We start from the raw sequence: 18,795 nt of genomic DNA, 5'->3' as shown, positions 1-18,795 counted from the left end.
CCCCCCTGGGCGCTAGAAGAAGAACACGGACCCGGAGCGTTCGCGGGGCCGTTGCTTGCCGGACTCAAGGAGTCGGTGGCGGGCAAGATCCGCCAACAGCGTGGCCGCGTAGGCGTCCACCTTCCGGCCGCTCTCCCGGCTCTCCTTGCCGAAGGAGAGACCGAACCGGTTGGGCCGGCGCCGGGCGTTCAAAACGTGCCGGCGCAGAGTGCGGCCCAGCGGAGACGAAGTTCCCCCGTGCCGTACCTGGCCGTTCTCGATCGCGGAGACCAGGCGCTCATTGGCCACCGTCAGCTCCTGGAGCCCGCCGCGCATGTCGCGTCCCACCGCGGAGTGCGTGGAGGCACGGACCAGGAGGCGGTCCCGGTAGTCCTCCGACCATGCGTCGATGGTCGATTCCCACAGGGCCACGTCCGCGAAGAAAGCGAACACGGTGAACCGCTCCAGGGCGTTGCGGACCGCTCCGTCCACTTCGTGGCGGTCCACCTGCCAGCCGTCGCCGGCCGGGCCGTCCGGGCGCTCCCAGACCCCTAGGGGCTGGATCAGTCGGTCCCGTACGCGGACAGCGACGAGACATGTGGAGTCGTCGCTCTTGCCCCCGTCGAATCCAAGTGTGATCTCGTCCCCGGGCTGTAGCCCCTCATCACTCGCGCAGGCGTCCCAGTCCTCCGGGGCTATGAGCTGGTCCTCCGCGGTCACCAGCTGGTTGAGGAACATGCGCTGTGACCGGGCGCGCGGCATAACGCCGCTGTAGATCGTGGAGACGATCCAATCCACGTCCAGCCATGTGGCATCCCCGCGGGCCGCGATGATGCCGGCACGGAGCTGGTCCGGGTCCGCCAGGTCAACCGGCGGGGACTCCACGCTGTCGTAGTACGCACCGGAGTCCCGGGCTTTGCCTTCGGCCACCTTGCTCCAGGCATGCCACGTCTGTTCCGCCACGCTGTCCTCACCAGGCAACGGGGCGTTCGTGATCTCCATGGTTCGGGCGCCACCACCGCGGGACTTGCCAACGTTGCCGGCGATCGTCTGAGCCATCTCGTGGCCCTGGTTGGCGGCTATCCAGTGGTGCGTCTCGTTCAGGATCACGAAGGTGGCGCGGCCACCCTCCAGCGTTCGCGGAGAGGAGGTAACCGCCTCGATCACTCCGCCCCGGGCGGAGTAGATGATCTCTTTGCCCAGGTCTAGGCCGTGCTCCTCGATCAACTCCGGGGAACACATGGGCCCAAAGAGACGCATGGTGTTGCGGGTCTGGTCTCGCGAGACAGCCGCCACCTGGACCCACGGAGCTTGATGGGGCACCGCGTACGGAGTCCCGTCCGGTCGCCAGCCGCCGAAGCGGGAGGGGCCGCAGAACTCCACCAGGGCCAGACTCGCCAGGAATGGGTCCTTACCCCAGCCCTTCAGGCGTCGGATCGTTCCTTGCCGGCGCACGAACACGCCGGTCTCGTTTATCTCGAACCAGCGGAGCACAATGCGGACTTGCTCCGGGGTGTACTTCCACGGCTGGCCGGCCTCCGGGCCGTCCGGCTGCAACAAGTAGCGCGAAGTCCATTCCAGGACTTCCCACCCCAGCGTGCGGGTTTCCGACGGCACGCTGTCCGCCCAGGTGCGTACCGGCTCAAGCGTGACTGCTGTCATCGGCACGCCTCCCCGAACGTCACCGCTCGTGAATGGCGGCCGGCATCAGCCGTCGGAAGAGCCGGCGGCCTTGCGGTAGGAATCCATGAGCGTCACGCGGGCGGCCTCTCGCGGGTCTTCTGCGCCGCTTTCGCGCTCCAGCTCCACGCGGGCCCGTCGCCGGGCGCCCTCCGTGGTCAGGAGATCGGTCATGCCGGATAGCACCGCCTGGAGCAACTGGGCGGAGAACTTGCCGGAGTTGAGGTTCCGGCTCATGGCCTCCGCCAGATACAGGGCAGTGGCCCAGTCGCTGGCCTCGTAGAACTGTGCCTGTCCAGACTGGACAAGCGACGCGTACCAGCGACCAGCGATCGGGTGCCACTCCTCGTCCGCCGGAGGCACGTCCGGGGCGACTCCACCAGGAGCCTTCACCACGTCGGGGCCGTCGCTCTTGTTGCGCCGGCGACGCTGGTCACTGCGCTTCGGGACGGGGCCCGGCATGGTGTCACCGCCTTTTCTGTACCGTTGGACAAGCCCGTTCGTTCAGCTTGGGGTCAGGCAGCCGGTTCGAGTCCGGCCGTCACGGTCTCCGCCCTCTTGCTCGTCCTGCACACGTCCGAACTTCTCTGGCACGTCCTCCCGAAGAAGGCACGCCGTTGGGTGAAGGAGCACATCAGGAAGGGGGTGCGGAGCATGGTCCGTAACCTGCCCGTCCTTATGGTGGGGGCCAGTGTCGCGGGAGGCGTCTACCACCTGGCCCATGCTGAGCGAACGGGCTCACGCCAGCGGTGACGACCTTGGAACCCGTACACGATCTGAGCCGCTATACGCTTGCGATCCGGAGGCTAAGGCCAAGGGGGGCATCCCCCCAGGTCACAGCTCCGCAGGGTGTGAAGCCTCCGCCCGCTGGCGCGTGGGTCGCGCCTTCGCCCTGTTGGCCTCATGACCTTCACGCGCGCTCTTACGTGCGTGATGCCACGAGCACAGGGCCTGAAGGTTGGTGAGGTTGTGATCATCACCGGCCTTGATGTGATCCACATCAGTGGCCGGCTCAGTGCACCGCACCCCATCGACCGAGACAGCCACACACTGGTAGCCATCGCGTTGCAGCACCACCGCTCGCAGGGCTGGCCAGTTCGAGGGGAGACGCTGCCGGCGGTTGCTCGTGCCCCACGCCATAGCGCCTCCCTTCTCCCGCTGGCTACACCCAGCCTCCAGTCAGGAGGTGGGTCACCAGCCAGGCCAGCCCCAGCAACAGGGCAGTACGCCGCACCTTCACCAGCGGGCCCCGCCCTACGATGCCAGCCCACTTCCACACGTGCTCGCTGAAGGTGTCGCCCGCCCTCTTGTTGAGGAGAGCCCGGGTCTCCAGTGCCACAAAGGCAGCAAGCCATCCCAGCCAGGCCACAGACCACATAGACAAGCTGTCTCCCCGTCCGTGAGACCGGAACATGTTCCGGTCCTGAGCTACCCGGGCGCGACTAGCAGGCGTTCGGCGGCAGCGTGGGCTGCACGCACAGGCAACACCCGCGGGCAATGGAGGCGTTGGCCCACATGAGGACTTCCTCCAGCTTCATGAAGACCACCGACTTTTCCCGGTCGTCCGGGAGCTGTTCATTCAGCGCCACGGCCAGCCGCTTGACCTCCGCGCGCACAAGCGCGTGAAGCTCCACGGCCTGCTCACACCGCGGAGGGTGATGGTCGAACCGCTTGCAGATCTCTTCGTATGTCATCGCACACCCCCGCCGGCGGGTGAGAGCGGCCCCAACCGGACTTGAACCGGCGTCCTCCCGATCGACAATCGGGCGCTCTCGCCAACTGAGCTACGGGACCCTGCAATCCCCGCTCCCGGGACAGTGTCACCAGGAGTGGGGACGCTTACCGCCCGTCTGCGGCCAGGCCCTTGGTCAGCATTTTGACGGGCGAAAATCGAATGCTGGGCGAACCACGTCACCCCCAGCACGGACGCCCCGACCGCTATACACCTTTGGCGTCGTTCCTGACGTACCCCTGGCGGGACTCGAACCCGCGCCAATGTAGGTGGACTTGGAAAACGCGCTTCCCTGTCGGGGGCTGAGGTTCCCCAACCCCGCACCTTTTGAGTACGGGGCCCGATCCCGGTGCTTCCGCAACCGTCCCACCATGCCGCCGCTCCGTTTTTCGGCCGCTCTTCCTTCTGAGCTACAAAGGCAAGTCAATCCCCCATTGCAGCCGCGTAAGCCGGTCAAGGGGCCTGTGTGGTGGGGGTCGAACCCACGCTTCGTCCGTGTTCCCTGACCCTCGCCAGGGCCAGGTACTAGGTCCGGGTGCACTCCACACACCGCACACAGGAGAACAAGGGCCCCGTCCGGGGGCCACCTCAACCGGGAGATACCTGGGAGGGCCCACTACGGACGGGGCGGAACGGGTTCACTCTCACGTCCACGTCTACGCGCTGGCGCGTGGAACGGTTCCCGCTCACGTCTTAGTTGTCTGGGGACGGTTACACGCTGAAGGAGGTGGGAGAAGCCTGCCGGTGGGGTGATGCAAAAGAACTGCATCTCTGCACTACTTCCTATGTGGATCTTCCAAGGAAGTAGGTCAGAGATGCAGTTCTTTTGCATCACATCGCGCCCTGCCCACCGGTGATGCGCGTCCTACTGTGGGGTGCTGCCTGGCGAGTGGCCACGGCCAGCCGGCGAGTGACGCGCCTCACGGGGCCAGCCTGCGCCCCATGCTGCGGGTCACACCGCAAGCATCGGCTCCTCGTCCTCCTCTTCGAGCTGTGCCCACTCGATCACTACCCGGGAATCCCCATCGAACCTGACTCCCTTTTTCGCCGCCTTGGCCACGTACACCCTGTCTATGGCCAACCCCAGGAGTTCCCGCTTCAAGGCGTCATCCGCCTTCTCCCACGCCTTCGCAGCGTGCCCCCACATCAGGAACGTGATATCCACGGCTCCGCCAGACAGCTTCTCTACGCGCTTCTCGGCTGCCGTAAGCCGTTCCTCAGCCTTGACCTTGGCAGGAATGCGGTACTTCGCGGAACGCCCCTCATAGAATCCCGCCCGGTCGTCCGCATGGAATTTATCCAGTGCGGATTTCGCCTCTCGCAGAGCGGCCGTCGCTTCACGCATACCTTTCGCTTCCTTCGGTCGCGTGAGAGCATGCCAGCGCTGAGCGACCACAGCCAGAATAGGATCATCCGGTTCTGCGTTATCGAGCCTGGCGAACCACAGCTTGAGCACATACTTTTCCAGAAGGCTTCGCATAACCGTCGCAGGCAGCCCACAATCAGGCCCTGAGCAGACGTAAGAAACCCCATTGAGGGTCATTGCGTACTTGCATGAGAGGCAACCGACACGCTCCGCAAGAAGGTGCTTACTGCGCCCCTCCCTTGGTGTGTTGTCTAGAATCTGGTGGCCACTCAGGACCCGCCGGGCCTTCTCCGCCAGTGCCTTCGGAATCATTTCCGATTTCTTGGCTGCCACCTTAACGCGCTTACCCTCTTCGTTTCGGTAGGCAGTGGGGCGACCCTTAATGCTTACCGTAAGCCAGCCCTCGTAAACTGGATTGATGACGATATAGCGAATACTTTCAGCGCGCCAAGCATTACCCCACGCTGTCTTGATTCCCTCACTATTGAAATCCCGCGCAAGCGCTCGCGCCGACTTCCCTTCGGATATCTCCGCGAAAATCCGGAGGACGATATCCCAATAGGAATAGCTCCGCTTTTTGGATTTTTTCTTATCTGGCGAAAGCTTCCCGGTCTTCTTGTTGACCTTCAGCCCGAAGGGAGCACGGGAAAGCCAGCGCCCTTCATTGCGCTGTTTAGCCTTCGTGCTGGACACGTTATAGGAAAGGCGATTGGAGTAATCGCGGGCTTGTTCCGCCTTATCGATGATCCATTTACGGTCCCGCTCGTTCATCGAGTCCAGGCCCTCGTAGTCGAAGACCACCCGCGCCTTGCCCAGGATCGGGACGACCGCCTCAGCGCCCTTGCGGCTGAACCTGTCGAGTGCGTAACACCACAGGGCGGGAACCTCAGCGTTCAGGACTGCATCCATAGCAGCGTCGTACTTTGGACGCTCCACATCAGACCAGGCGGACAGATTCTCTTTCCACACCTTGCGCACGCGGTACCGGTTCGCGTCCGCCCACGCCCTCCCCCGGTCCTCCTGTGCCCGGATAGACAGGGTCAACTCCCCGTCACGCACCCGCTTCGACTTGCGCAACAGGAGGTCTACGAATGGCCAGTTCTCCCGATCATCTGACATGCCAACACCCTCTGACCTGCGGGGACTGCCCGCAACCGATTAGTTCTCAGGGTGTCCGGTTGCTCCAGATGAACCAGCTCCACACCCCGAAGGCGAGCAGGAACCAGGACACGGGGCGAGAGAGCTTCATAAGGTCCAGTATGGGCAGCGGCTCCATCCGGCGGGCGGGAGGGGCACTCTTCCGTGGGGTGCTGTCGGCGTCCCGGGCAAAGGCGGGTACGTTCACCGACGTGCCGACGACCTTCCGCGCTTCCACGGCTCCCACCGATCCGACCGCCTCGACCGCATCGGCTGCCCCGGCCGCACCCGGCAGTGCCGGGCGCGCGGCGCGCAACGGCTTCCCCCTGCGCACCGCCGCCGCGCTGGCCGCCTCCGGACTGCTCGCCTCCCCGTTGCTGGCCGGCCCCGCGCATGCCGACCCCAAGACTCCCGCGCCGCCGGCGAAGATGTCGCAGATCGGCGGGGACCGGCTGGGCACGCCCGGCGTCCAGGTGGCGCCGGGGCCCGGCGCCCCCAAGCTGCCGGGTCCGGACACGCTCACGGCCCGTTCGTGGATCGTGTCCGACGCCGAGTCCGGCAAGGTGCTGGCCGCCAAGAACCCGCACTGGCAGCTCGCGCCGGCCAGCACGCTGAAGATGCTGTTCGCCGACACGGTGCTGCCGAAGTTCCCCAAGAACGAGAAGCACACGGTCAGGTCCGCCGACCTGGCGGGGATGGGCGTCGGCAGCAGCCTCGTCGGGATAAAGGAGAACCTGAGCTATACGGTCCACGACCTGTGGCTGGGCGTCTTCCTGCGGTCCGGCAACGACGCGGTGCACACCCTGTCGGCGATGAACGGCGGCACGAAGGCCACCGTCACGCAGATGCAGCAGCACGCCAAGGACCTCAACGCCCACGACACCCATGTCGTGACCCCGGACGGCTATGACGCGCCGGGCCAGGTCTCCAGCGCGTACGACCTGAGCCTGTTCGCCCGCTCCGGGCTCCAGAACCCGGACTTCCGCGAGTACTGCTCGACGGCCAGTGCGCAGTTCCCCGGCGACAAGGGCAAGGACGGCAAGCGGGCGACGTTCGGCATCCAGAACACCAACCGGCTGCTGAGCGGCGATTACGACATGAAGCCGTACCCGGGGATCGCGGGGGTGAAGAACGGCTCCACCACCAACGCGGGGTCGACCTTCACCGGCTTCGCCCACCGCGGCGACCGCAAGCTCCTCGTCACGGTCATGAACCCGGAGAAGAAGGAGCACAACGAGGCCTACCGGGAGGCCGCCCAGCTGTTCGACTGGGGCTTCGCGGCGGCCGACAAGGTGGAGCCGGTCGGCCGGCTCGTCGGCCCCAGGAGCGAGGACGACGGCATGGGCGCCGTGGGCGCCAAGGGCAAGGGCAAGGGCGCGCACGAGAGCACCCAGGCCGCGCTGAACGGCACCGGCAGCGCGGGCGGCGCCTGGACCGCGGTGGGCATCACCAGCGGGGTGCTGGCGCTGCTGGCCGTCGTGGCGTTCGCCGTGCACCGGCGCCGTCCGCTGCCGGAGCTGCTGCGGGGCCGTGGGCCCCGGAAGTGACCGGAAGTGGCCCGGTGAACCGGAGTTGATACAGGGCTGAGAGGGAGGCCGGGCGGGGCGGCGGCCGCGACGTGCGCGGCGGTGGGAAGCCGAAGGGCCGACGTCACGCCGCCCGGGGCGGCCGCTCCTGCCCCTCAGGCCGCTCCGGCCCGTCGGGCACCTCGCGCCCTTCCGTCCGCTCTGTCTCCTCCGTCCGCTCCGGCCCGTCGGGCACCTTGAGCTCCTCGTCCTCCCCGCGCTCCTCCCCCTCCGTGGCCGTCCAGGAAGCGCAGTACACCAGCAGCTTCGCGGTGAAGTTGATCCACAGCAGCAGCGCGATCGGGGTGCCGAAGGCGCCGTACATGCTCCGGGAGGCGACGCCCTGGAGATAGCCGCTGAGCAGCAGCTTCAGCAGTTCGAAGCCGATCGCGCCGAGCAGGCCGGCGATCACGACGGCGCGGCGCGGCGGATGGACACCGGGGAGCCTGGTCAGTATGTAGGCGAGCAGCAGGAAGTCCGCGAGGACGGCGATCACGAAGCCGGCGACCGAGAGCAGGACGCTGCCGATGCCGCCCTCCGGCAGGCCGATCGCCTCGGCCACCTTGCCCACCGCCGCGGACGCGAAGGTCGAGCAGGCGAGGGAGAGCACGGCGACACCGCCGACGCCGAGCAGCAGGACCCCGTCCCGGAGCTTGCCGAGGAAGAAGTTGGTCCGCTCGTTGTCCTTCTCCCACACGGCGCGCAGGCAGTCGCGCAGTGACTCGACCCAGCCGATGCCGGTGAGCAGCAGCGCGCCACCGGCGACCAGGCCGATGGTGGTGGCGTTGTCGACGAGTGCGGAGATGTGCAGCTGTGCCGAGATGCCGGGGAGCTGCTCGGCGATCTTGCCTTCCAGCTTGTGCAGCTGCCCGTCGCTGAGCAGCGCGGCGCCGATCGCCGCGGCGACGGTGAGCAGCGGGAAGAGCGCGACGAAGCTGGTGAAGGTGATCGCGGCGGCGAGCCTGGTCCAGTGCACCCGGAGCATCCGCTCGTAGGCGCGCCAGAGGTGAGTGGTCATCAGCCGGCTGACGGCCGGTCCGATCACCGGCAGTGTGCGCAACCAGTCCATGGCGTTCCCCTCGTACGGTCCGAGGCGTTCGTTCGCCTCGTGCCCCTTGTGCCCGCCGGCCTGTGCAGGATGTTACGGCGACTGCTCGGGCCGGTCGGGAACGCCGGAGCGCGTCGTCCGGATCATGGCGGGCGCGCTGCGGGGTGACCCGTGGCGGCGGGGTGAGGGGGGTGTCAGCAGGAGGGTGCCGACGGCCGGGAGAGATCGGCGGCCTGGCGTGGGACGCCGGCCGACTGCGGCCCGAAGGGGTACTCCCGCTCCAGGCGCCACACCTCGTCCTGGCCCTGCTCGTAGAGCGCGAAGCCGCCGATCGTCCACGTCGCGCAGAAGTCCCTGAGCCCGTTCTGGGCGCGGTCCATGGCCTCTTCGCCGATGCCGTGGGCGACGGTCACATGCGGGTGGTACGGGAACTGGAGCTCGCGTGCGCAGGGGCCGGAGGCGGCGCGGATGCGGGCCTGGAGGGCGGTGCAGCCGGCCACGCCCTCGGCGACCTTGACGAAGACCACCGGGGAGAGCGGCCGGAAGGTCCCGGTGCCTTCCAGGCGCAGCGGGAAGGGGCGGCAGCCGGCCGCGACCTCGGCGAGGTGGCGCTCGATGGCGGGCAGCGCGTCGGCACGGACCTGCGTCGGCGGGAGGAGGGTGATGTGCGTGGGGATGCCGGGTGCGGCGGGATCCCCGAAGCCCTCGCGCTTCCTCTGGAGGAAGCTTCCGTATGGCTCCGGGACCGCGATCGAAACGCCCAGCGTTACGGTCCCCACTGTGTTCTCCCTCCTGACGCCTGTGCGGCGCGCTTGCGCACCCTCTTAGTGTGCCGGGTACGCGCCCTTCGCGGGGAGCGTCCTCGGTCCTCTTGTGAGCAGACAGATGAGCCCCCACGGGTGGGGGCCCTTGCTCTGTGCGGTCCGCGCGGCCGGTACCGGCCCGCCGGGCGGGCGCTCCCGACCGTGCGCGGACGGTCGGGTCAGTGCTTGGCCGGCAGCAATCCGAGCCGGTCATAGGTGGTGGCGAGGGTCTCCGCCGCCACCGCACGGGCCTTCTCCGCGCCCTTGGCCAGGATCGAGTCCAGCGTCTCGGGGTCGTCCAGATATTCCTGCGTACGGTCCCGGAACGGTGTGACGAAATCGACCATCACCTGGGCGAGATCCGTCTTGAGAGCGCCGTACATCTTGCCCTCGTACTTCTGCTCCAGCTCCGCGATCGTGGTGCCGGTGAGGGTGGAGTAGATGGTGAGGAGGTTGGAGACGCCGGGCTTGTTCTCGGCGTCGTAGCGGATCACGGTGTCGGTGTCCGTGACCGCGCTCTTGACCTTCTTCGCGGAGACCTTCGGCTCGTCGAGGAGGTTGATCAGGCCCTTGGCGCTGGCGGCCGACTTGCTCATCTTGGCCGACGGGTCCTGGAGGTCGTAGATCTTGGCCGTCTCCTTGAGGATGTACGGCGCCGGCATCGTGAACGTCTCGCCGTAGCGGCCGTTGAAGCGCTCGGCGAGGTCGCGGGTCAGCTCGATGTGCTGGCGCTGGTCCTCGCCGACCGGGACCTGGTGGGCCTGGTAGAGCAGGATGTCGGCGATCTGGAGGATCGGGTACGTGAACAGGCCGACGGAGGTGCGGTCGGCGCCCTGCTTGGCGGACTTGTCCTTGAACTGGGTCATCCGGGACGCCTCGCCGAAGCCGGTGAGGCAGTTCATGACCCAGCCGAGCTGGGCGTGCTCGGGCACATGGCTCTGGACGAAGAGCGTGCAGCGCTCCGGGTCGAGGCCGGCGGCCAGCAGCTGGGCGGCCGCGATCCGGGTGTTGTTGCGCAGTTCCGCCGGGTCCTGCGGCACGGTGATCGCATGGAGGTCGACCACCATGTAGAAGGCGTCGTGGGACTCCTGGAGGGCCACCCACTGGCGCACCGCACCGAGGTAATTGCCGAGGTGGAAGGAGCCGGCGGTGGGCTGAATGCCGGAGAGCACACGCGGACGTTCAAGAGCCATGCCATCGATTGTCTCAGGTCCGCAAGGGGCAGCGGCGCACGGTGGCGGAAGGCGGGAAGGGGCCGCGTTCCGGCGGCGCGTGGGGCGCGGGTACGGACGGAGCCCGAGGCCCGGCGGCGGCCTGTTCGGGGCGGCCGGGAGCTGGAATCGTGGCCCCCAGTGGCTCCGTGCGGACCGGGCGGCGGGGGCGTACGGAGCGCGCACCGGCCGTGCGGGTGCCCCGCGGGCGTGGTCCGCGCGCTGAGGGCCCGTGCACCGCACCGGATCTTTGCCCCCGATCTGTGAGGACCGCCGATGACCGACGCCCGCCGTACCGCGCCCCCGAGCGGCACCGCCGCTCCCGCACCCGCCGACCGGGCGCCGCAGCCGCTCGCCCCCGGCGGCGCCGGCCGGGCCGCTGCCGACGCGCTGCTGCGGGAGGCCGGGGCGGTGGTCCCCGTACTGCTGCCCGGGGAGGTTCCCGCGGTCGCCGTCACCCGCCACGAGGTGCTGCGCGAGGTCCTCGCGCACCCCGAAGTCGCCAAGAACGCCTGCCACTTCGCCGCTCTGCACGACGGCACCGTGTCACCGGGCTGGCCGCTCACCACCTTCGCCACCGTCGACGGCATGACGACCGCCGACGGGGCCGACCACCGGCGGCTGCGCGGCCTGGTGACCAAGGTGTTCACCGCGCGGCGGGTGGCGGCGCTGCGGCCCCAGGTGGTGGAGCTGACGGCCGGGCTGCTGGACGGGCTGCCGGACGCCGCGGCGGCGGACGGCACGGTGGATCTGCGGCGGCACTTCGCCTATCCCCTGCCGATGAGCGTGATCTGCGAACTGCTGGGCGTGGACGCGGCGTTGCGCGACCGGCTGCACGCGCTGTCGAACCTGATCGTGAGCACGACCGGCGCGGCGGACGAGGCGGGGGCCGCCCACCGGGAGATCATCGCCGTCCTCACCCAGGTCGCCGAGGCCCGGCGGGCGGACCCGGGCGACGATCTGACCAGCGCGCTGCTCGCCGCCCAGGAGGAGGACGGCGACCGGCTGAGCGCACGGGAGCTGGTCGGCACCCTGCTGCTGATGATCATCGCGGGGCACGAGACCACGCTCAATCTGATCACCAACGCGGTCCGGGCCCTGTGCACCGACCGCGCCCAGCTGGAGCTGGTGCGGAACGGGCGGGCCACCTGGGACGACGTGGTCGAGGAGACGCTGCGCTACGACAGCCCCGTCGCCCACTTCCCGTTCCGCTATCCGGTCCGGGACCTGGAGATCGGCGGCACGCTCGTCCCCCGCGGCACCGCGATGCTGGCCTCCTACTCCGCGGCCGGCCGGGACCCGGAGGCGTACGGCCCCGACGCGGACCGGTTCGACGTCACCCGGCGGCCCGCCGCCCGGCATCTCTCCTTCGGCCACGGGCCGCACTACTGTCTGGGCGCGCCGCTGGCCCGGCTGGAGGCGACCGTCGCCCTGGAGGCGCTCTTCGCCCGCTATCCGGCGCTGGATCTCGCCGTCCCGGACGCGGAGCTGCCGGCGCACCCGAGCTTCATCGGCAACAGCACCCACGTCCTGCCGGTCCGGCTCACCGGCTGAACGACGGCCGGTGAGCCGGGCGCCCGGGAGCCGCGGACCTCAGTCCGTCGGCAGCCCCGGCGCCGGGTAGCCGGCCATCAGTTCCGCGACCTCGCCGCGGATCGCCGCCAGCGCCTCCTCGTCCCCCTTCGCCGCGGCCTGGACGCTGCGGTCGATCCACTCGGCGACCTGCGGCATCCGGTCCGTGCCCAGTCCGCGGGAGGTGAGGGACGGGGTGCCGATGCGGATACCGGAGGGGTCGAAGGGCTTACGCGGGTCGAAGGGGACGGTGTTGTAGTTGACGACGATGCCGGCCCGGTCCAGTGCCTTCGCGGCGACCTTGCCCGGGACGCCCTTCGAGGTGAGGTCGATCAGCACCAGGTGGTTGTCGGTGCCGCCGGAGACCAGGTCGTAGCCGCGGGCCAGCAACGCCTCGGCGAGCGCCTTGGCATTGGCGACGACGGCGTGCGCGTAGTCGCGGAAGGACGGGGCGGCCGCCTCGTGCAGGGCGACGGCGATGGCGGCGGTGGTGTGGTTGTGCGGGCCGCCCTGGAGACCGGGGAAGACGGCCTTGTCGACGGCCTTGGCGTGGCTCGCCCGGGACATCAGCATGGCGCCGCGCGGGCCGCGCAGGGTCTTGTGGGTGGTGGTGGAGATGACGTCCGCGTGCGGCACGGGCGAGGGGTGGGCGCCGCCCGCGATCAGACCGGCGATGTGGGCGATGTCGGCGACGAGTACGGCGTCGACCTCGCGGGCGATCTCGCCGAAGGCGGCGAAGTCGATGGTGCGCGGGACGGCGGTACCGCCACAGAAAATGATCTTCGGGCGTTCCTTGCGGGCGAGGTCGCGCACCTCGTCGAAGTCGATCAGCGCGCTGTCCGGGCGTACGCCGTACTGCACGCCGCGGAACCATGTACCGGTCGCCGAGACGCCCCAGCCGTGCGTGAGGTGTCCGCCCATCGGCAGCGCCATGCCCAGCACGGTGTCGCCGGGCTCGGCGAAGGCGAGGTAGGCGGCGAGGTTGGCGGGCGAGCCGGAGTACGGCTGGACGTTGGCGTGCTCCACGCCGAAGACGGCCTTGGCGCGCTCGACGGCCAGCGTCTCGACGCGGTCGATGTTCTGCTGGCCTTCGTAGTAGCGACGGCCCGCGTACCCCTCGCTGTACTTGTTCTGGAGGACGGTGCCGGTGGCTTCCAGGACGGCGGCGGAGACGTAGTTCTCGCTGGGGATCAGTCGCAGCGTGTCGGCCTGGAGCTGCTCCTCGGCGCCGACCAGCGCGGCCAGTTCGGGGTCGGCGGCGCTCAGCGCGGGATGGGAAAGGGGCAGTGACATGGCGTTCCTCCGGGGCGGTCGATCGGTTCTTCCGGTCGGTCCCGGGGTGCCCAGGCGGGGCGGCACCTCGTGGTGGTTGCCGCACACCGCTTCCTCGAGGTTGCTTCCCCGTACGCCAGTCGCGGTGCGCACCGCAGAGTCTAGAGCCTGTCGCCATATCCCCGTCTGCCTTGCGGGCGGACGGGGGACACCCCACGCTCCCTGTCCGGCGGATCCGGCGGATCTTCGCAGGCCCACCCCGGAGCGAGCGCAACAATGGAGGGGGACGCGGCACCGTCCGCGCCCCAACGGCCTACCGAACGGAGTCACCGGTGACGTCCACGGAACGCAGCATCGCCGCCGCCGAAGCCCACAGCGCGCACAACTACCACCCGCTGCCCGTCGTCGTGGCCACCGCCGAGGGTGCCTGGGTGACGGATGTGGAGGGCCGTCGCTATCTGGACATGCTCGCCGGGTACTCCGCGCTGAACTTCGGACACGGCAACCGCCGGCTGCTCGACGCGGCCAAGGCCCAGCTGGAACGGGTCACCCTCACCTCGCGTGCCTTCCACCACGACCGGTTCGCCGACTTCTGTACCCAGCTGGCCGCGCTGTGCGGGATGGAGCTGGTGCTCCCGATGAACACCGGCGCCGAGGCGGTCGAGACAGCGGTGAAGACGGCCCGTAAGTGGGGCTACAAGGTCAAGGGCGTCCCCGACGGCCAGGCGAAGATCATCGTCGCGGACAACAACTTCCACGGCCGGACGACCACCATCGTCTCCTTCTCCACGGACCCCGAGGCCCGCGCCGACTTCGGCCCGTACACCCCCGGTTTCGAGAGCGTCCCGTACGGCGATCTGGCCGCGCTGGAGGCCGCCGTCGACGCCGACACGGTCGCGGTGCTGCTGGAGCCGATCCAGGGCGAGGCGGGGGTGCTGGTGCCGCCGCCGGGTTATCTGGCGGGCGTGCGGGAGCTGACCCGCAGCCGGAACGTGCTGTTCATCGCCGACGAGATCCAGTCGGGGCTGGGCCGTACCGGGCGGACCTTCGCCTGCGAGCACGAGGACGTGGTGCCCGACATGTACGTGCTGGGCAAGGCGCTGGGCGGCGGGGTGGTGCCGGTGTCCGCGGTGGTGTCCTCCCGTGAGGTACTGGGTGTGTACGCGCCGGGCGAGCACGGCTCGACCTTCGGCGGGAACCCGCTCGCCTGCGCGGTGGCGCTGGAGGTGCTGGCGATGCTGCGGACCGGCGAGTTCCAGCAGCAGGCCGTGGAGCTGGGCGAGCATCTGCACAGCGAGCTGGGGCTGCTGGTGGGCGGCGGCGCGGTGGACGCGGTGCGCGGCCGCGGACTGTGGGCCGGTGTGGACATCAACCCGTCACGCGGCACCGGGCGGGAGATCTCCGAGCAGCTGATGGCGCGCGGGGTGCTGGCCAAGGACACCCACGGCGCCACGATCCGGCTCGCGCCGCCGCTGGTGATCAGCAAGGAGGACCTGGACTGGGGCCTCGACCAGCTGCGGGGCGTGCTGGAGGCATAGAGGGTGGCTCCCCCTAGGGGCGGGCCGGCCCCTGTTCCTTCGCCTCTCCCCGCCGCGCCTCTTCCCCGCCGTCGGCCGGTCAGGGCTGGTCGCGAGCGGCGGCGACGATCCCGTCGAGCTCTTCGCGGTCCCAGGTGAACGACCCGTCGGCCAGCGAGGCGAGGATGCCGTTCACCCATTCCAGTTCGGCATGGGTGACCGCGCGCAGGTATTCGCTCTCGATCAGGGCCACGCGCGGGAGCGCCCGGCCCCCGGCCTCGGTGGCGAGTTCGGCGTCGAGTTCGGTGCGGCGCCGGGCGAGGTGTTCGCGTCGCCGGTCCAGCAGGCCGTGGGCGGCTTGCGGGGTGAGCAGCGGCAGGAAGGACAGGGCGGCGGGGAACTCCGGGTACTCGTTGCGGGGGGTGGACAGCATGTCGGCCAGCCACTGGAGAGCGGCGTCCCGCCCCGCCTCGGTGAGGCGGTAGGTGGTGCGTTCGGGGTAGCGCTCGTCGCGCTCGGTGCCACCGACGGCGATCAGTCCGGCGTCTTCCAGGCGGGCGATCGTGCGGTACAGGCCGGCGCGCTGGCCGACGTTGACGACCTGGTCCTTGCCCCACTGCTTGATCAGCCGCTGGATGCCGTAGGGGTGCAGGGGGCCTGCCTCCAGCAGGCCCAGGACCGCCAGGGCCAGGGGGGAGCGGCGGAATGTCGAGGTCACGGATTCACGATATCGCGAACTAACCGCTCCACAACTAGTTGCACTACACCTAGATGCCATGCAACTATCCAGCCCTTGGTCATTCCTCTCAGGGAAGGAACCAGAGGGCATGCACGTGATCATCATCGGCGCCGGTACCGGCGGACTCGCCCTGGCCCACGGCCTGAAGCGGGCCGGCATCAGCTGCGCCGTCTTCGAACGCGACCGCACCCGCGGCGACGGGCTCCAGGGCTACCGGGTGGGCATCGACCCCGATGGCAGCCGGGCACTCGGCCGTCTGCTGCCACCCGACCTGTTCGCCACCTTCGTGGCCACCTGCGCGCGTACCGGCGACCGCTTCACCCTGTTCACCGAGAAGTACAAGGAAGTCCTCTCGCTGACCGGCTTCGCCGAGCCCGGCGCGGACGGGGCGGGCGCCGAGCGGTCCGTGTCCCGTATGACCCTGCGGCAGGTCCTGCTGACCGGGCTGGAGGAGCAGGTCCGCTTCGGCAAGGTCTTCACCCGCTACGACAAGAACCCCGACGGCACGGTCACCGCACACTTCGAGGACGGCACCTCGGCCACCGGTGAGGTGCTGGTGGCCGCCGACGGCTCCCACTCCCGGGTCCGCCGCCAGTACCTGCCCCACGCCCCCCTGAACGACAGCGGCCTGATCGGAATCACCGGCAAGGTGCCCCTCACGGAAGCCACCCGCGAGCTGCTGACCCCCGAGGTCATCGACGGCGTCAACATGTTCCTCGCCCCCGGGGGCTACTCGCTGATCATCCACGTCATGCAGTTCCCGTGGGACGAACAGGGCCGGCCGCGCCAGGGCATCGGCGCGAGCGACACCGAACTGCTCCGCGCCTGGCCCGGCCTCCAGTTCGACAACACCCGCGACTACATCATGCTGGGCTTCGGCGGCGCGGCACGGAACCTGCCCCCCGACGTCCTCCGGATGAACGGCGAGCAGCTGCACGACCTCACGGTCGAGCTCACCCGCACCTGGGACGCCCGGCTGCGCAAGCTGGCCGAGCTGGCCGACCCGTCCACCTGCTTCCCCCTCAACATCCGCACCTCGGCCCCCATCGAGCAGTGGCCCACCAGCAACATCACCCTGGTCGGGGACGCCATCCACACCATGACGCCGGGCCGCGGAGTGGGAGCGAACACCGCGTTGCGCGACGCCGAACTGCTCTGCACCAAGCTGGTCTCGGTCCGTGACCGCGAAGCATCGCTGATACCGGCGATCCACGACTACGAGACCCAGATGATCCGCTACGGCTTCGAGGCGGTCGAGAAGTCCCTGGCGCAGATGCGCGGGAGCGATCCGGTCCACAAACCGGTCATCGGCCGCGCGGTGCTGGCCGGGATGCGCACCGGCATGCGGGTGGTCAACCACCTGCCCCCGCTCAAACGCCGGATGGCCGCCGCCGCACAGCGCTACCGCGGCCACGACCACGACGCACGGCAGCGCCCCCGCCAGCGAGGCCGCAGGCCGGACGGGCCGACGCACTGAGGCGCCGGCCCCCGGCTCAGCGGATCACATGCGGCAGAAAGCGGGCGTACTCATCGGTGACCGGCCCCGCCGACTCCCGGATGCCGAGCCCCGCCGACTCGTCCTCGACGACCCAGGCGCCGAGCACGACCCGATTGCCGTCGAAGTCCGGCAACGGCGCCAACTCCTGGTAGCAGCACGGGTCTTCGGGCCCCCGCAGCACCGGCTCGGCGCCCGGCTCGTGCAGGGTGACACCGGCACCCTCCCGGCCGAGCAGCGGCTTGGCGACGTAACCACGGGTGTGCGCCAGCTCGCGCGGGCCGTCCAGGTAGGCGGGCAGCAGGTTCGGGTGGCCGGGATACAGCTCCCAAAGGACCGCCAGCAGCGCCTTGTTGGAGAGCAGCATCTTCCAGGCGGGCTCGATCCAGAGGGTGGAGCCGGTGCCGCCCCCGTTGTCGAGGGTGTCCAGGACGTACGGGCCGAAGTCGTCGTCGGCCAGCCACTCCCACGGGTAGAGCTTGAAACAGGACCGCATGAAGCGCAGCCGCTGGTCGACGAAGCGGCCGGACAGCCGGTCCCAGCCGATGTCCTCCATCGAGATCGCGACCGTCTCCAGGCCCGCCTGCTGCGCCGTCTCCTCCAGGTAGGCGACGGTCATCAGATCCTCGCCGAGCTCGTCACCCGACGAGTGCGCGAAGTGCAGCGGCGCGCCCGGCGGCAGCAGCGGCGCCTGCCGCTTCCAGGCCGCCACCAGCCGCTCGTGCAGCGAGTTCCACTGGTCGGCGCCGGGAAAGCGCTCCTCCATCCAGAACCACTGCGGACTGGCCGCCTCCACCAGCGAGGTCGGCGTATCGGCGTTGTACTCCAGCATCTTGGCCGGGCCGCTGCCGTCGTAGCGCAGATCGAACCGCCCGTAGAGGGAAGGGAGTTCCTCCCGGCGCCGCCAGGACTCGGCGACCAGACGGGCCAGCCGCGGGTCCTCGATGCCGAGGTCGGCGAAACGGTCCTGCTCGACGATGTGGTCGGCCGCGGCCAGGCACATGCCGTGCAGTTCCTCGACGGCCTCCTCCAGGGCCTCGACCTCGGGGAGGGTGAACTCGTAGTACGCGCTCTCGTCCCAGTACGGGCGCAGCGAGTCGTCCGGGTAGCGGGTCAGCGGGTAGATCAGGCCCTGCGCCTCGACGGTCCGCTGCCAGTCGGGGCGGGGCTCGATGGTGTGGCGTTCCATGGCGGTACCGCGTCCGCTCAGCCGCCGAAGGAGCCGTGGCGGCCGCCGCCCGAGCCGGAGCAGCCGAAGCCGCCGCGGTTGACGGCCGTGGCCTTGCTGAAGGTGCCGTCGTCGGCGTACTTGCCGCCGGCGTTGTCCGGGTCGTAGTACCACTGACCGTCGACGGGCTGCTTCGCCGTCCCGCCGCGGCCGGTCTTGCCGTATCCGCCGCTGCCGGACGTGCTGCTGCCGCTGGACGAACTGCCGCCTGCCGAGCAGTTCTTGGAGTCGACGATGCGGTAGCCCTTGAGCGTGTCGTAGCTGTTGCGGTCCACGCAGCGCTTGTCGGGCTCGGAGCCGCAGGACGTCAACGCGGCGGCCAGCGCCCCCATACCGCCCAGGATCACCGTGCTCGACCGCAGCCGCCGGCGTGCTTTGTCTGCCATACCTTGCCTTCCCCCGTGAACATCTGTTGGAGCGCAGCCAGCGTAGACGGCACCCGGGGGCCCGG

16 protein-coding genes, 1 tRNA gene and 1 riboswitch are annotated in these 18,795 nt (G+C 69.4%); of the genes, 4 read left to right on the top strand and 13 right to left on the bottom strand.

Annotated features, from left to right (window positions below):
- Positions 1-12: 12 nt before the first annotated feature.
- The 6 genes from IF67_RS0100745 to IF67_RS40995 all read right to left on the bottom strand — a co-directional run bounded on the left by IF67_RS0100745 (position 13) and on the right by IF67_RS40995 (position 5,876).
- On the bottom strand, positions 13-1,641 hold the full coding sequence (locus IF67_RS0100745; protein ID WP_030981216.1) for a terminase: 1,629 nt from the start codon (positions 1,639-1,641) through the stop codon (positions 13-15).
- 45 nt (positions 1,642-1,686) lie between these two features.
- Complete coding sequence (locus IF67_RS0100740) at positions 1,687-2,121, bottom strand: hypothetical protein (protein WP_030981215.1); 435 nt, start codon at positions 2,119-2,121, stop codon at positions 1,687-1,689.
- A gap of 700 nt (positions 2,122-2,821) precedes the next feature.
- A complete protein-coding gene (locus IF67_RS0100725) occupies positions 2,822-3,037 on the bottom strand; it encodes a hypothetical protein (protein WP_051817445.1) in 216 nt (71 codons plus the stop codon).
- Between the two features lie 64 nt (positions 3,038-3,101).
- The gene (locus tag IF67_RS0100720; RefSeq protein ID WP_051817443.1) at positions 3,102-3,353 is read right to left on the bottom strand and encodes a DUF7681 family protein; all 252 of its coding nucleotides are present in this window, start codon (positions 3,351-3,353) and stop codon (positions 3,102-3,104) included.
- A 26-nt stretch (positions 3,354-3,379) separates the two neighbouring features.
- Positions 3,380-3,453, bottom strand: a tRNA-Asp gene (locus IF67_RS0100715).
- A gap of 890 nt (positions 3,454-4,343) precedes the next feature.
- Positions 4,344-5,876, bottom strand: coding sequence for a recombinase family protein (locus IF67_RS40995; RefSeq protein WP_078889204.1), 1,533 nt, complete (start codon positions 5,874-5,876; stop codon positions 4,344-4,346).
- Positions 5,877-6,016: 140 nt separating this feature from the next.
- On the opposite strand from IF67_RS40995, the gene IF67_RS0100705 reads away from it, so the two are divergent.
- Positions 6,017-7,441 carry a D-alanyl-D-alanine carboxypeptidase family protein gene (locus IF67_RS0100705; protein WP_030981210.1) on the top strand — a complete coding sequence of 475 codons (1,425 nt, stop codon included), beginning with the start codon at positions 6,017-6,019 and terminating at the stop codon, positions 7,439-7,441.
- Positions 7,442-7,544: 103 nt separating this feature from the next.
- Here the strand turns inward: IF67_RS0100705 and IF67_RS0100700 are convergent, their stop codons facing one another.
- From IF67_RS0100700 to trpS, 3 genes are all read right to left on the bottom strand, one after another.
- Positions 7,545-8,528 (bottom strand): YihY/virulence factor BrkB family protein, encoded by a 984-nt coding sequence (locus tag IF67_RS0100700; RefSeq protein ID WP_030981209.1) that lies wholly within the window; start codon positions 8,526-8,528, stop codon positions 7,545-7,547.
- 173 nt (positions 8,529-8,701) lie between these two features.
- On the bottom strand, positions 8,702-9,286 hold the full coding sequence (locus IF67_RS0100695) for a 2'-5' RNA ligase family protein (protein WP_030981208.1): 585 nt from the start codon (positions 9,284-9,286) through the stop codon (positions 8,702-8,704).
- 203 nt (positions 9,287-9,489) lie between these two features.
- The gene (trpS, locus tag IF67_RS0100690) at positions 9,490-10,503 is read right to left on the bottom strand and encodes a tryptophan--tRNA ligase (protein WP_030981207.1); all 1,014 of its coding nucleotides are present in this window, start codon (positions 10,501-10,503) and stop codon (positions 9,490-9,492) included.
- Between the two features lie 294 nt (positions 10,504-10,797).
- Here trpS and IF67_RS0100685 point away from each other — a divergent pair, with 294 nt between their 5' ends.
- The gene (locus tag IF67_RS0100685; RefSeq protein ID WP_030981206.1) at positions 10,798-12,075 is read left to right on the top strand and encodes a cytochrome P450 family protein; all 1,278 of its coding nucleotides are present in this window, start codon (positions 10,798-10,800) and stop codon (positions 12,073-12,075) included.
- Between the two features lie 39 nt (positions 12,076-12,114).
- Here IF67_RS0100685 and glyA read toward each other — a convergent pair whose 3' ends face one another.
- Positions 12,115-13,386, bottom strand: coding sequence for a serine hydroxymethyltransferase (gene glyA, locus IF67_RS0100680; protein WP_030981205.1), 1,272 nt, complete (start codon positions 13,384-13,386; stop codon positions 12,115-12,117).
- Between the two features lie 41 nt (positions 13,387-13,427).
- Positions 13,428-13,519, bottom strand: a riboswitch (ZMP/ZTP riboswitch).
- A gap of 178 nt (positions 13,520-13,697) precedes the next feature.
- Between glyA and rocD the strand changes: the two genes are divergently transcribed.
- On the top strand, positions 13,698-14,903 hold the full coding sequence (rocD, locus tag IF67_RS0100675) for an ornithine--oxo-acid transaminase (RefSeq protein ID WP_030981204.1): 1,206 nt from the start codon (positions 13,698-13,700) through the stop codon (positions 14,901-14,903).
- A gap of 79 nt (positions 14,904-14,982) precedes the next feature.
- Here rocD and IF67_RS0100670 read toward each other — a convergent pair whose 3' ends face one another.
- Positions 14,983-15,600, bottom strand: coding sequence for a PadR family transcriptional regulator (locus IF67_RS0100670; protein WP_030981203.1), 618 nt, complete (start codon positions 15,598-15,600; stop codon positions 14,983-14,985).
- A 109-nt stretch (positions 15,601-15,709) separates the two neighbouring features.
- Here IF67_RS0100670 and IF67_RS0100665 point away from each other — a divergent pair, with 109 nt between their 5' ends.
- Complete coding sequence (locus IF67_RS0100665) at positions 15,710-17,098, top strand: FAD-dependent oxidoreductase (RefSeq protein WP_051817441.1); 1,389 nt, start codon at positions 15,710-15,712, stop codon at positions 17,096-17,098.
- Positions 17,099-17,114: 16 nt separating this feature from the next.
- Here IF67_RS0100665 and IF67_RS0100660 read toward each other — a convergent pair whose 3' ends face one another.
- Positions 17,115-18,305, bottom strand: coding sequence for a glutathionylspermidine synthase family protein (locus IF67_RS0100660; RefSeq protein WP_030981201.1), 1,191 nt, complete (start codon positions 18,303-18,305; stop codon positions 17,115-17,117).
- A 17-nt stretch (positions 18,306-18,322) separates the two neighbouring features.
- A complete protein-coding gene (locus IF67_RS0100655) occupies positions 18,323-18,730 on the bottom strand; it encodes a hypothetical protein (protein ID WP_030981200.1) in 408 nt (135 codons plus the stop codon).
- Positions 18,731-18,795: the final 65 nt, after the last annotated feature.

Source organism: Streptomyces sp. NRRL S-1813 (genome assembly GCF_000719605.1).
Taxonomy (GTDB): domain Bacteria; phylum Actinomycetota; class Actinomycetes; order Streptomycetales; family Streptomycetaceae; genus Streptomyces; species Streptomyces decoyicus.
Note: the sequence above shows the minus strand (reverse complement) of the source record. Positions and strands in the feature narration are given on the sequence as shown.